The organism is Enterobacter pseudoroggenkampii, assembly GCF_026420145.1.
GTDB classification, from domain to species: Bacteria; Pseudomonadota; Gammaproteobacteria; order Enterobacterales; family Enterobacteriaceae; genus Enterobacter; species Enterobacter pseudoroggenkampii.
In genome coordinates this window covers 167194-179793 of record NZ_JAPMLV010000005.1, presented here as the reverse complement: position 1 = coordinate 179793, position 12600 = coordinate 167194, and the positions used below count along the sequence as shown (strand labels likewise).

The following is a 12600-nucleotide window of genomic DNA, read 5'->3' as shown; positions in this document are numbered from 1 at the left end:
CTATGATGCGCATACTGTTTTCGATGCTGTTGCTGGTGGGGTTCGCGGTGAGCGCGGCGGAGCCGACGCAGGTATTTACCGACGATTTGGGACGCAAAGTCGTTGTGCCGGTTCATCCGAAGCGGATTGTTTCATTACACGATCTGGATATCACCATTCCGCTGATTGAGCTTGGCGTGCCGCCGGTGGCGAGCCATGGCCGCACGCGGCCGGACGGCAGCCACTTTCTGCGCTCCAGCGGCATGTTGACCGGCGTCGACTTCGATAATTCCGATATCAAATTTATCGGCACGGCCGATATCGACATAGAGGCCATCGCCGCCGCAAAGCCTGACCTGATTATCACCGAGCCGACGCGCAACACCCCGGTGGAACAGCTGGAAAAAATTGCCCCGACGGTGAGCATCGATCATCTCGACGGCGGCGCGCCGGAAATCTACCGCAAGCTGGCGCAGCTCACGGGCACGCAGGCAAGGCTAAACACTCTGGAACGCCGCTATCAGGAACAAATCAAGGCGCTGAAGGCGACCATCGACACGCGCAAAATCACTGTGTCGGTGATTCAGGCTAATCAGGGGAAAATCAACGCCATGCACAGCTACCACTCGCTGGGTCGCGTGCTGCGCGACGCCGGATTCAAATTCCCGCCACTGATTGAGTCCATCCCGGAAGGGGGGCGGATTGACGTCAGCGCCGAGCGCCTGCCGGAGCTGGATGCCGATTTCGTCTTCGCCACCTGGCGCGGGGATACGGGCGGTAAACCGCAGGACGAGCTGGCGGCGATGGATGCGGTCATGCCGGGCTGGTGTCAGTTCCTGAATGCCTGCCGAACCGGGCGCTACGTGCTGATCTCGCGTGAAGAGGCCATCTCGAATTCGTTCGCGTCATTAGGGCTGATGGCCGCGCAGGTGCAGTCGCAGATTGCCGGGCGTCCGCTGCCGGAGGCGTCACGATGATCCGAAGAGTCGATGTTTACGGTGAGCGATTCCGCTCGCGGGCGCATCAGCTGACGCCGCGTCTGCTGCAGGTCGCACGCTATATCCATGACAACCGCGAAGCGGTGATGGAGCAGACCGCCATGGAGATTGCCGCCGTATTGAAAACCTCGGATGCCACGGTAGTCCGCGCCATTCAGGCGCTGGGTTTCGCCGGGCTGCGCGATCTCAAGCAGACGCTGGAGCAGTGGTTTGGCCCAGTGGTCACCTCCAGCGAAAAGATGTCCACCACGGTGAACACGCTCGCCAGCGACGTCAACGCGAGCATTGATTTCGTGCTGGAGGGGCATCAACACACCTGTGAGGTGTTATCCGAGCCCCATAACCGCTACGCGATGGCGCAGGCGGTCTCTCTGCTGGCGCAGGCAAGGCAGGTCGCCATATTTGGCATTGGTGCATCCGGCATTCTGGCCGAGTACACCGCCAGGCTTTTCAGCCGTATGGGGTTACCCGCCACGCCGCTCAACCGTACCGGGATCGGGCTTGCCGAACAGCTGATTGCGCTTCAGCGCGGCGACGTGCTGGTAATGATGGCGCAGAAATCCGCGCACCGGGAGGGGCAAACCACCCTGCGTGAAGCAAAACGTCTGGGCATTCCCACCATCCTGCTGACCAACGCCCTTGATTCGCGTTTCAGTAAGGAGGCCAGCGTGGTGATCCACGTTCCGCGCGGCGGCGAAAAGGGCAAAATCCCGCTCCACGGCACGGTGCTGCTGTGTCTGGAGATGATCATTTTATCCGTCGCCTCCACCGAGCCGCAGCGCACCATTAAGTCAATGAAGCGCATCAATGAGCTCTATCGCGGGTTAAAGCCGGGGAAGAAAAGCAGCTAAAAACAACAAAGCCCGGTGGCGCTAGCGCTTACCGGGCCTGGATCTGTTCTCCCTCTCCCTTGGGGAGAGGGCCGGGGTGAGGGGAAACTTAAACCCCTTGCTCCAGAATACGGATGTGGGTTTCCAGCACGTCACCCTTCACCGCGTCGCTCCACGCTTTCATGTGCGCGGTCTGCAGATGCGCTTCAAGATGTGCGACGGTTTCCCACTGCTCAACCATGATGATCGAGTCCGGCGCGGTCGCCTGGAAGCTGGCATCAGTGGCGGCATCCACCATCGGCGCGTAGCCGTGGCAGCCTTCTTCTTTCAGTACGGTCGGGATAATTTTCGCGAACTGATCCAGCACCGCCTGGCGGTGATGTTGACCTGGACGAGTACGGATTTCTGCGATAACGGTAAGCATGTTTACTACTCCTTTAATTCCAGGCTACCAGTTAAGCAAAAATTTTCGCGAGATGCTTGCGATATTCTGCGATATAGCTCGGGACATCAGGCATTTTAATCACGTCGTTGACGATAAAGGTCGGCAGCGGATCCATGCCCAGGAACTGATTCGCCTTGTGGAACGGCAGATACGCACCGTCCACGCCCACGCCTTCGAAGAACTGATCTTTCTCGGTGAAGGCTTCCAGCGGCGCGTTCCAGGTCAGTGACAGCATATATTTTTTGCCCTGAATCAGACCGCCTGAACCGTATTTTTTGGACGCGTCAGAGCGGGTGCGGCCATCGCTGGCATACAGTGAGCCGTGACCTTCGGTGAACACGTCGTCCATGTATTTTTTCACGGTCCACGGCGCGCCCATCCACCAGCCTGGCATCTGCCAGATCACCACGTCAGCCCACAGGAAGTTCTGCACTTCTGCTTTCACATCGTAGTTGCTGTCTGCACGCACGACCTTAACATCATGCCCGGCGTCGCGCAGGAAACCGTCCGCGACCTCGGTCAGGGTGTCATTCAGCTGGCCTTTAGAGTGCGCAAATTCTTTTGCACCGTTGATAATCAGAATGTTGCTCATTATTTGTCCTCGATGATGTGAGTATGGCGAGTATTCTACGCGCGAGGACGGAGCGGAAAAATGAGCAAAATGTGCAAAGTCTTTTGCATTAAACGCAATAATTCCTTACCAGATGACCTTCGCTTCAAAACCACCTTCAGGGGCATTGCTCAGCGAGACGCGCATCCCGTGCAGGGCGGCGATGCGTTTTACGATGGATAATCCCAACCCGCTGCCCGTGGCATCCTGACCCGGCGGACGATAAAAGCGCTCGCCGATGCGCGCCAGCGCGTCCGGTGAAATGCCGGGACCATTGTCGCGCACGCTAAAGCTACGCGCGTCAAGCGTCACGTCCACCACGCTGCCGTGCGGGCTGTAGCGAATCGCGTTATCCAGCAGGTTGCGCACCAGCAGGCTCAGGAGCAGCGGCTGGCCCGTACGTGTAACCTCTGGTGCATGGATATTCAGGCGAACATCAATGCCCGCCTGCTGCGCCGGATGCCAGATATCCAGCACCGCCGACTGCAGTAGATCGGCAAGCGTTATAGGTTCGACATCGTCCAGGTTGTCCAGCGTATCCAGACGCGACAGCGTGAGGAGCTGGTCCACCAGCCGGGAAGCGCGGTCGATTCCCGCATGCAGCTGCATCAGCGCCTTTTCCCGCGCCTGCGGATCGTCATGAGAGAGCTGCGCCACGTCAGTTTGTACCTTCAGGGCCGCCAGCGGGCTGCGCAGCTCGTGGGCCGCATCGGACGTAAAGCGGCGCTCGCGGGTCATCATCTCCTGGGTGCGCGCGAAGAGATGATTCAGCGCGTCGAGCAGGGGGCGTACTTCTGTTGGTACGCCCTCCGTCGGCAGGTTATCTGTGGCGTCCGGCGAGCGGGAGCGCAGGGTCTGTGCCAGCTTTTTCAGTGGCTTCAGCTCCCGACTGAGGAGGAGAACCAGCAGCAGCAACATCACGGGCAGCGCCACCAGCCAGGGGGTCAGTTGTGAGCTGACCACGTCCAGCGCCATATCCTGGCGGTACTCCCACTCCTGACCGACCACCACGCGGTACTTCCCGTCGGGTGAGGTCAGCCACAGGAAACGCCATTCGTCGTTGTCGTCCTGGAGCTGCCCGTTATCAAACCCGTCGCGGCGATAGTGGTACGGAATATCGCGCCCGTTCTCGCCGTCGTTCAGCAGCATTTTGCCCTCGACGCTGTAAATGGCGAAAGCCAGCGCGTCGTCATCCAGACGACCATGCTTCACTTTTTTGGGGATCTCACGCATGCGTTCGGGGGCGCGGATCTCGTCAAGATCCATCGTCAGCAGCCGTTTGGCAAACAGCATCTGCTGCGTGTCGAAGAGCTTATCCAGCTTGTGGGTGGTCTGCTGCCAGGCCACCAGGCTGGCGGCAAACCATGCCGTCAGGGAAAGCGCTAAAAAAAGGAGCGTCAGGCGCAGCTTCAGGCTCAGGCGTTGCGTCAGCTTCATGCGTCACCCAGGATATAGCCGATGCCGTGCACGGTGCGGATAAACTCGCTGCCAAGCTTGCGGCGCAGATGATGAACGTGCACTTCGATGGCGTTGCTGGAGACGTCGTCGTCCCAGGTATACAGTTTTTCCTCGATAAGCTTTCGCGGCAGCACCCGACCCGCGTTACGCATTAACAGCTCCAGCAGCGCGAACTCTTTCGGCTTGAGCGTCAGCGGCTCACCGTCCAGCGTGGCGACGAGTCGGGTCGGATCGAGCGTGACCTTGCCGTGGCGTAGCTCGCTATGCGTCTGGCCGTGACTGCGGCGGACCAGCGCCTCGAGGCGGGCACCCACTTCAATCAGCGCGAACGGCTTGCAGAGATAATCATCCGCGCCAAGACGCAGCCCTTCCACGCGCTGGTTAAGCGCATCCCGCGCGGTCAGGATCAATACCGGCTCGCTGCGCCCGCTTTCGCGCCACGCGCGCAGGATGTCCAGACCGTCGATTTCCGGCAGCGTCAGATCCAGCACCACGGCATCATAGGGCGCAGACGCGAGCGCGGCCTGACCGGTTTTACCGTCGGTAAACCAGTCCACGCTAAAGCCCATTTTGCTTAACCCCGCTTTGATACCGTCACCGATTAACCTGTCGTCTTCTACCAGTAAAATGCGCATGTTCCCTCCTTGATGCCGTCAGTAAACCCTCTGTAAGCGCCTGCTGTACAGCAATAATAAATAAATTTTTCCCTTAAGAAGTTGTTAAGGATTACCCTGTTTAATGGACTGCGAAACCAGATTAAAGGGAGAGTTAATATGAAAAAATTCGCTGCTATTGCCGCCATCATGATGATGACCACTGCCCCCGTTTTTGCCGCGCAGGGCGGATTTAACGGCCCGTCTGCCGCACAGACCCAGACCCAAACGCAGGCAGGCGGTTTTGTCGATAATGACGCCAACCTCACTACCGCGGTGAAGGTGAAAGAGATGAAGGACGACAGTTGGGTGAAGCTGCGCGGGAACATCACCCAGCGCCTGTCCGATGACCGCTACACCTTCCGCGATGAGACCGGCACGGTGAACGTGGAAATTGACCACAAGCGCTGGAACGGCGTGACCGTCACCCCTCAGGATAAAGTGGAAATCCAGGGCAAGGTCGATAAAGAGTGGAACGATTTTGAAATCGACGTGAAGCAGGTCATTAAGCTGAACAAATAACCCTGAAAGGGCCGCATAAGCGGCCCTTTTTCTTTGTGACTCAACTCGCCAGATAAGGTAGTATCTGCGGCAATATTGCCTGAAACCCTTCGGTTTCTGAGTTGAGGAATCACACGTAATGAGCGATATGGCAGAGCGCCTCGCGCTACATGAATTCACGGAAAACGCCTACCTGAACTACTCCATGTACGTCATCATGGACAGGGCGTTGCCGTTTATCGGGGATGGCCTGAAGCCCGTTCAGCGCCGCATCGTCTATGCGATGTCCGAGCTGGGGCTGAACGCCACCGCCAAGTTCAAGAAATCCGCCCGTACCGTCGGTGACGTGCTGGGTAAATATCATCCGCACGGCGACAGCGCCTGCTATGAAGCGATGGTGCTGATGGCCCAGCCGTTCTCTTACCGCTACCCGCTGGTGGATGGCCAGGGGAACTGGGGTGCGCCGGACGATCCAAAATCCTTCGCGGCGATGCGTTATACCGAATCCCGTCTGTCTAAATATGCCGAAGTGCTGCTGGGCGAGCTGGGTCAGGGGACCGTTGACTGGGTACCGAACTTCGACGGTACGCTGCAGGAGCCGAAGATGCTGCCTGCGCGTCTGCCGAATATCCTGCTGAACGGCACCACCGGTATTGCGGTCGGTATGGCGACGGACATTCCGCCGCACAACCTGCGTGAAGTGGCGAAAGCCGCTATCACCCTGATTGAGCAGCCGAAAGCCTCGCTCGACGATCTGCTGGATATCGTTCAGGGTCCGGATTTCCCGACCGAAGCCGAAATCATTACCTCGCGTGCGGAAATTCGCAAAATCTACCAGAACGGTCGCGGCTCCGTGCGCATGCGCGCGGTGTGGAATAAAGAAGACGGCGCCGTGGTGATCACCGCGCTGCCGCATCAGGTTTCCGGTGCCAAAGTGCTGGAGCAGATCGCCTCCCAGATGCGCAATAAAAAGCTGCCGATGGTGGACGACCTGCGCGACGAGTCTGACCACGAGAACCCGACCCGTCTGGTGATTGTGCCGCGCTCCAACCGCGTGGACATGGAGCAGGTGATGAACCACCTGTTTGCCACCACCGATCTGGAAAAAAGCTACCGCATCAACCTGAACATGATCGGCCTCGACGGACGCCCGGCGGTGAAAAACCTGCTGGAGATCCTCACCGAATGGCTGACGTTCCGCCGCGATACGGTACGCCGTCGTCTGAACCATCGTCTGGAGAAAGTGCTTAAGCGCCTGCATATCCTTGAAGGTTTGCTGGTGGCGTTCCTCAATATCGACGAGGTGATTGAGATCATCCGTACCGAGGACGAGCCGAAGCCGGCCCTGATGTCGCGCTTTGGCATCAGCGAAACCCAGGCCGAAGCGATCCTCGAGCTGAAGCTGCGCCATCTCGCCAAACTGGAAGAGATGAAGATCCGCGGCGAGCAGAACGAGCTGGAAAAAGAGCGCGATCAGCTGCAGGCGATCCTCGCGTCCGAACGCAAGATGAACACCCTGCTGAAGAAAGAGCTGCAGGCCGATGCCGACGCGTTTGGCGACGACCGTCGTTCTCCGCTGCACGAGCGCGAAGAAGCGAAGGCGATGAACGAGCACGACATGCAACCGTCCGAGCCGGTGACCATTGTCCTGTCGCAGAGCGGCTGGGTGCGCAGCGCCAAAGGCCACGATATCGACGCGCCGGGGCTCAGCTACAAAGCGGGCGACAGCTTCAAAGCGGCGGTGAAAGGGAAGAGCAACCAGCCGGTGGCGTTTATCGACTCCACCGGCCGCAGCTACGCCATCGACCCGATCACGCTGCCTTCCGCGCGCGGGCAGGGCGAGCCGCTCACCGGCAAGCTGACGCTGCCGCCGGGGGCGACGGTTGACCATATGCTGATGGAAGCCGATGAGCAGAAGCTGCTGCTGGCGTCCGATGCGGGCTACGGCTTTATCTGTACCTTTAACGACCTGGTTTCCCGCAACCGTGCCGGTAAGGCGCTGATTAGCCTGCCGGACAACGCTCACGTGATGGCGCCGCTGGTGATTGAGAACGAAAGCGACATGCTGCTGGCGATCACTACCGCCGGACGTATGCTGATGTTCCCGGTCAGCGATCTGCCGGAGCTGTCGAAAGGCAAGGGCAACAAGATTATCAACATCCCGTCGGCGGAGGCCGCGAAAGGCGAAGATGGCCTGGCGCACCTCTTCCTTCTGCCGCCGCAGAGCACGCTGACCATTCACGTCGGCAAGCGCAAAATCAAGCTTCGTCCGGAAGAGCTGCAGAAGGTGGTGGGTGAGCGCGGTCGCCGTGGCTCGCTGATGCGCGGTCTGCAGCGTATTGACCGCGTGGAGATTGACTCTCCTGCACGCAGCACCGCGGGTGACAGCGAAGAGTAATGTCGTGATATCCCCCTCTGTCCGGAGGGGGAATTTCAATAAAATTTCCCGTAAAATCGTTGTTAATTCGTGCGTTGCGATTAACAATACGCGCTCGTAATAAAGTCCTTACCTGGCCACAGGTGAAGTATAATTGTCAGCTGTTGGGGCTTCAGAGGTCGCTATGCTATATATTGTTCGTCTTATTCTTACCGTTATCTACTGCATTCTGGTCTGTATTTTCGGCTCTATTTATTGCCTGTTCAGCCCGCGTAATCCGAAGCATGTCGCCACCTTCGGCCATATGTTTGGTCGCCTTGCGCCGCTGTTCGGTCTGAAGGTTGAAAAACGTCTGCCGGAAGGGGCGGAGAATTTCGGTAACGCCATCTATATCGCCAACCATCAGAACAACTACGATATGGTAACGGCCTCTAATATCGTGCTTCCACCGACCGTGACGGTGGGCAAAAAAAGCCTGCTGTGGATCCCGTTTTTTGGTCAGCTGTACTGGCTTACCGGTAACCTGCTGATCGACCGTAATAACCGTGCAAAAGCGCACAGCACCATTGCGGAAGTGGTGAATCATTTTAAAAAGCGCAAAATTTCAATCTGGATGTTCCCGGAAGGGACGCGCAGCCGCGGCCGCGGCCTGCTGCCGTTTAAAACCGGTGCGTTTCACGCTGCAATTGCGGCAGGTGTTCCAATTATTCCTGTGTGCGTTTCCAATACTTCGAATAAGATTAATCTTAACCGCCTGAATAACGGGCTGGTGATTGTCGAAATGCTGCCACCCGTCGATACCAGCAAATACGGTAAAGATCAGGTGCGCGAGCTGGCCGCGCACTGCCGTGATCTGATGGCTGAGCATATTGCGCTGCTCGACAAAGAAGTCGCAGAGAGAGAAGCCGCCGGTAAGATTTAATCCGGCGTTGAAGGGAAAACGAATTCCCGCGTTGTTAGTCGTTTCAGATGGAGCTTATATGTCACTCAGTCGGCGTCAGTTTATTCAGGCTTCGGGGATCGCCCTTTGTGCGGGTGCGATGCCGCTGACAGCCAGCGCCGCCGGGCAGCAACAGTCGCTGCCTATTCCGCCACTCATTGAATCCCGTCGCGGTCAGCCGCTTTTTCTGACGCTGCAGCGCAGCCACTGGTCCTTTACCCAGGGGACGCGTGCACCCGTCTGGGGCATTAACGGACGTTACCTTGGGCCGACCATTCGCGTGTGGAATGGCGATGACGTAAAGCTCATCTACAGTAACCGCACCCCTGAAAATGTCGCCATGACCATCAGCGGCCTGCAGGTGCCTGGCCCGCTGATTGGCGGCGCGGCGCGAATGATGTCCCCCAGCGCCGACTGGGCGCCCGTTCTGCCGATTCGCCAGAGCGCGGCAACCCTGTGGTATCACGCCAACACGCCTAACCGCACGGCGCAGCAGGTCTATAACGGCCTGGCCGGAATGTGGCTGGTGGAAGATGAGGTCAGCAAATCCCTGCCGATCCCGAACCACTACGGCGTGGATGACTTCCCGATTATCATACAGGACAAACGTCTGGATAATTTCGGTACCCCGGAATACAGCGAACCGGGCAGCGGCGGCTTCGTTGGCGATACGCTGCTGGTAAACGGCGCGCAGAGCCCGTTTGTCGAAGTGTCCCGTGGCTGGGTGCGCCTGCGTCTGCTCAACGCGTCTAACTCGCGCCGCTATCAGCTGAAAATGAGTGATGGCCGTCCGCTGCACGTAATTTCCGGCGATCAGGGCTTTTTACCGGCGCCGGTTTCCGTCAAACAGCTGGCGCTCTCGCCGGGTGAACGTCGCGAAGTGCTCATTGATATGACCAATGGGGATGAAGTGTCTGTCACCTGCGGTGAAGCGGCCAGCATTGTTGACCGTATTCGCGGGTTCTTTGAACCGTCGAGCATACTTGTCTCGACCCTGGTGCTGACCCTGCGTCCAACCGGTCTGCTGCCGCTGGTGACCGACAGCCTGCCAATGCGTCTGCTGCCGCAGGAGATCATGAGCGGCTCGCCGGCGCGCAGCCGTGATATCAGCCTGGGCGACGATCCGGGGATCAACGGCGCGCTGTGGGATGTTAACCGCATCGACATCACCGCGCAGCAGGGCACCTGGGAGCGCTGGACGGTTCGCTCGGATATGCCGCAGTCGTTCCATATTGAAGGGGTGTCATTCCTGATCCGCAACGTTAACGGCGCGATGCCGTTCCCGGAAGATCGCGGCTGGAAAGATACCGTCTGGGTGGACGGCCAGGTGGAACTGCTTGTCTACTACGGTCAGCCTTCGTGGCCACACTTCCCGTTCCTGTTCCACAGCCAGACGCTGGAGATGATGGACAGGGGCTCCGTGGGGCAGATGCTGATCAATCCGGCACCGTAAATTGCATTTCTCCCTCTCCCTGTGGGAGAGGGCTGGGGTGAGGGCAACAGCCTGCATAATACCCCTTCATTTCCCACATTGATCCAGCGTATAATCCCGCTCCTTTTGTCTATTTTTTCTTCGGAAGCATTATGAGCGCAATTTCCCTGATCCAGCCGGATCGTGACCTCTTCTCCTGGCCCCAGTACTGGGCGGCCTGCTTTGGACCGGCGCCGTTCCTGCCGATGTCCCGGGAAGAGATGGACCAACTGGGCTGGGACAGCTGCGACATTATTCTGGTCACGGGCGATGCCTATGTTGACCATCCGAGCTTCGGCATGGCCATCTGTGGCCGTATGCTTGAGGCGCAGGGCTTCCGCGTGGGGATCATCTCCCAGCCTGACTGGAACAGCAAAGACGACTTTATGCGTCTGGGTAAACCCAACCTGTTCTTCGGCGTGACCGCGGGCAACATGGACTCGATGATCAACCGCTATACCGCCGACCGTAAGCTGCGTCATGACGACGCCTACACGCCGGATAACGTGGCGGGTAAACGTCCGGACCGCGCGACCCTCGTCTATACCCAGCGCTGCAAAGAAGCCTGGAAAGACGTGCCGGTGATCCTGGGCGGCATCGAGGCGAGCCTGCGCCGCACCGCGCACTACGACTACTGGTCAGATACCGTTCGCCGCTCGGTGCTGGTGGACTCCAAAGCCGACATGCTGATTTACGGTAACGGCGAGCGTCCGCTGGTAGAAGTGGCGCACCGTCTGTCGCAGGGCGAGCCGGTGAGCAGCATCCGTGACGTGCGCAATACCGCCATCATGGTGAAAGAGGCGCTGCCGGGCTGGCGCGGTGTGGATTCCCGCATCATTGATATGCCGGGCAAAATCGACCCGATCCCACACCCGTACGGTGAAGATCTTCCGTGTGCCGATAACAAGCCGGTTGAGCCGAAAAAAGCGGAAGCGAAGGCTATCGTCGTGCAGCCGCCGCGCCCGAAACCGTGGGAAAAGACCTACGTGTTGCTGCCGTCCTACGAGAAGGTGAAAGCCGACAAGGTGCTCTACGCGCACGCGTCCCGTATTCTGCACCATGAAACCAACCCGGGCTGCGCCCGCGCGCTGATGCAGAAGCACGGCGAGCGCTTTATCTGGATCAACCCGCCGGCCATCCCGCTCTCCACCGAAGAGATGGACAGCGTCTTTGCGCTTCCGTACAAGCGCGTGCCGCACCCGGCGTACGGCAACGCCCGCATCCCGGCGTATGAGATGATCCGCTTCTCGATCAACATCATGCGCGGCTGCTTCGGCGGATGCTCCTTCTGCTCCATTACCGAGCACGAAGGGCGTATTATTCAGAGCCGTTCGGAAGAGTCGATTATCAATGAGATCGAAGCGATTCGCGACACGGTGCCGGGCTTTACCGGCGTGATTTCTGACCTCGGTGGCCCAACCGCCAACATGTACATGCTGCGCTGCAAGTCGCCGCGCGCGGAGCAAACCTGTCGTCGCCTCTCCTGCGTCTATCCGAGCATTTGCGAGCACATGGACACCAACCACGAGCCGACGATCAACCTCTACCGCCGCGCGCGCGATCTGAAGGGCATCAAGAAGATCCTCATCGCTTCCGGGGTACGTTACGACATCGCCGTGGAAGATCCGCGCTACATCAAAGAGCTGGCGACGCACCACGTCGGCGGCTATCTGAAGATTGCGCCGGAGCATACCGAAGAAGGCCCGCTGTCGAAGATGATGAAGCCGGGCATGGGCAGCTACGATCGCTTTAAAGAGCTGTTCGACACCTACTCGAAGCAGGCGGGCAAAGAGCAGTATCTGATCCCGTACTTCATCTCCGCCCACCCGGGCACGCGCGATGAGGACATGGTGAACCTGGCCCTGTGGCTGAAGCAGCGTCGCTTCCGTCTGGATCAGGTGCAGAACTTCTATCCATCACCGCTCGCCAACTCGACGACCATGTATTACACCGGCAAGAACCCGCTGAGTAAGATTGGCTATAAGAGTGAAGAGGTGGTGGTGCCGAAAGGGGATAAACAGCGTCGTCTGCACAAGGCGCTGCTGCGTTACCACGATCCGAAAAACTGGCCGCTGATCCGCCAGGCGCTGGAAGAGATGGGTAAAAAACATCTGATCGGCTCGCGCCGCGACTGCCTGGTACCGGCCCCGACGCTGGAGGAGATGCGCGAAGCGCGTCGCCAGAACCGCAATACGCGCCCGGCGCTGACCAAGCACACGCCAATTGTGCATCAGCGTTCGAACGGTGGGGCGGGAACGAAGAAGAACGTAAAACGTAAGATCGGTTAAACCTGTAACAATGCCCGGTAGCGCTGCGCTTACCGGGCCTACAGGTCAGC

Annotated in this window: 11 protein-coding genes; 7 read left to right on the top strand and 4 right to left on the bottom strand. The window is 58.7% G+C overall.

What is annotated here, in order from left to right; all coding sequences use genetic code 11:
• The first annotated feature begins 5 nt into the window (after positions 1–5).
• Together OTG14_RS19185 and OTG14_RS19180 are read left to right on the top strand one after the other, a co-directional pair.
• Positions 6–956: an iron-siderophore ABC transporter substrate-binding protein gene (locus OTG14_RS19185; protein WP_048990541.1), complete on the top strand. Its 951-nt coding sequence runs from the start codon at positions 6–8 to the stop codon at positions 954–956.
• The gene (locus tag OTG14_RS19180) at positions 953–1828 is read left to right on the top strand and encodes a MurR/RpiR family transcriptional regulator (RefSeq protein ID WP_267215609.1); all 876 of its coding nucleotides are present in this window, start codon (positions 953–955) and stop codon (positions 1826–1828) included. The genes OTG14_RS19185 and OTG14_RS19180 overlap by 4 nt, the downstream gene beginning before the upstream one ends.
• Positions 1829–1916: 88 nt before the next feature.
• On the opposite strand, the gene OTG14_RS19175 is transcribed toward OTG14_RS19180, so the two are convergent.
• The 4 genes from OTG14_RS19175 to qseB all read right to left on the bottom strand — a co-directional run bounded on the left by OTG14_RS19175 (position 1917) and on the right by qseB (position 4955).
• Positions 1917–2231: a putative quinol monooxygenase gene (locus tag OTG14_RS19175; protein WP_008502984.1), complete on the bottom strand. Its 315-nt coding sequence runs from the start codon at positions 2229–2231 to the stop codon at positions 1917–1919.
• Between the two features lie 31 nt (positions 2232–2262).
• Positions 2263–2844 (bottom strand): NAD(P)H-dependent oxidoreductase, encoded by a 582-nt coding sequence (locus tag OTG14_RS19170; RefSeq protein WP_024906501.1) that lies wholly within the window; start codon positions 2842–2844, stop codon positions 2263–2265.
• A gap of 105 nt (positions 2845–2949) precedes the next feature.
• Positions 2950–4299: a quorum sensing histidine kinase QseC gene (gene qseC / locus OTG14_RS19165; RefSeq protein WP_048990489.1), complete on the bottom strand. Its 1350-nt coding sequence runs from the start codon at positions 4297–4299 to the stop codon at positions 2950–2952.
• On the bottom strand, positions 4296–4955 hold the full coding sequence (gene qseB, locus OTG14_RS19160) for a quorum sensing response regulator transcription factor QseB (protein WP_032650248.1): 660 nt from the start codon (positions 4953–4955) through the stop codon (positions 4296–4298). The genes qseC and qseB overlap by 4 nt, the downstream gene beginning before the upstream one ends.
• Positions 4956–5093: 138 nt before the next feature.
• On the opposite strand from qseB, the gene OTG14_RS19155 reads away from it, so the two are divergent.
• From OTG14_RS19155 to OTG14_RS19135, 5 genes are all read left to right on the top strand, one after another.
• The gene (locus OTG14_RS19155) at positions 5094–5495 is read left to right on the top strand and encodes a YgiW/YdeI family stress tolerance OB fold protein (protein ID WP_023344926.1); all 402 of its coding nucleotides are present in this window, start codon (positions 5094–5096) and stop codon (positions 5493–5495) included.
• A 118-nt stretch (positions 5496–5613) separates the two neighbouring features.
• Entirely contained in the window at positions 5614–7872 is a 2259-nt protein-coding gene (parC, locus tag OTG14_RS19150; RefSeq protein ID WP_032650247.1) for a DNA topoisomerase IV subunit A, read from the top strand.
• 163 nt (positions 7873–8035) lie between these two features.
• A complete protein-coding gene (plsC, locus tag OTG14_RS19145) occupies positions 8036–8773 on the top strand; it encodes a 1-acylglycerol-3-phosphate O-acyltransferase (RefSeq protein ID WP_024906505.1) in 738 nt (245 codons plus the stop codon).
• A gap of 58 nt (positions 8774–8831) precedes the next feature.
• A complete protein-coding gene (ftsP, locus tag OTG14_RS19140; RefSeq protein WP_267215608.1) occupies positions 8832–10244 on the top strand; it encodes a cell division protein FtsP in 1413 nt (470 codons plus the stop codon).
• A 131-nt stretch (positions 10245–10375) separates the two neighbouring features.
• Complete coding sequence (locus tag OTG14_RS19135) at positions 10376–12550, top strand: YgiQ family radical SAM protein (RefSeq protein ID WP_032650245.1); 2175 nt, start codon at positions 10376–10378, stop codon at positions 12548–12550.
• Positions 12551–12600: the final 50 nt, after the last annotated feature.

Excerpts from the sequence above, each read along its gene's own strand:
- ftsP (WP_267215608.1), top strand. The coding sequence starts at position 8,832 with ATGTCACTCAGTCGGCGTCAGTTTATTCAGGCTTCGGGGATCGCCCTT.
- qseC (WP_048990489.1), bottom strand. The coding sequence starts at position 4,299 with ATGAAGCTGACGCAACGCCTGAGCCTGAAGCTGCGCCTGACGCTCCTT.
- parC (WP_032650247.1), top strand. The coding sequence starts at position 5,614 with ATGAGCGATATGGCAGAGCGCCTCGCGCTACATGAATTCACGGAAAAC.
- OTG14_RS19175 (WP_008502984.1), bottom strand. The coding sequence starts at position 2,231 with ATGCTTACCGTTATCGCAGAAATCCGTACTCGTCCAGGTCAACATCAC.
- OTG14_RS19170 (WP_024906501.1), bottom strand. The coding sequence starts at position 2,844 with ATGAGCAACATTCTGATTATCAACGGTGCAAAAGAATTTGCGCACTCT.
- qseB (WP_032650248.1), bottom strand. The coding sequence starts at position 4,955 with ATGCGCATTTTACTGGTAGAAGACGACAGGTTAATCGGTGACGGTATC.
- plsC (WP_024906505.1), top strand. The coding sequence starts at position 8,036 with ATGCTATATATTGTTCGTCTTATTCTTACCGTTATCTACTGCATTCTG.
- OTG14_RS19155 (WP_023344926.1), top strand. The coding sequence starts at position 5,094 with ATGAAAAAATTCGCTGCTATTGCCGCCATCATGATGATGACCACTGCC.
- OTG14_RS19180 (WP_267215609.1), top strand. The coding sequence starts at position 953 with ATGATCCGAAGAGTCGATGTTTACGGTGAGCGATTCCGCTCGCGGGCG.
- OTG14_RS19135 (WP_032650245.1), top strand. The coding sequence starts at position 10,376 with ATGAGCGCAATTTCCCTGATCCAGCCGGATCGTGACCTCTTCTCCTGG.
- OTG14_RS19185 (WP_048990541.1), top strand. The coding sequence starts at position 6 with ATGCGCATACTGTTTTCGATGCTGTTGCTGGTGGGGTTCGCGGTGAGC.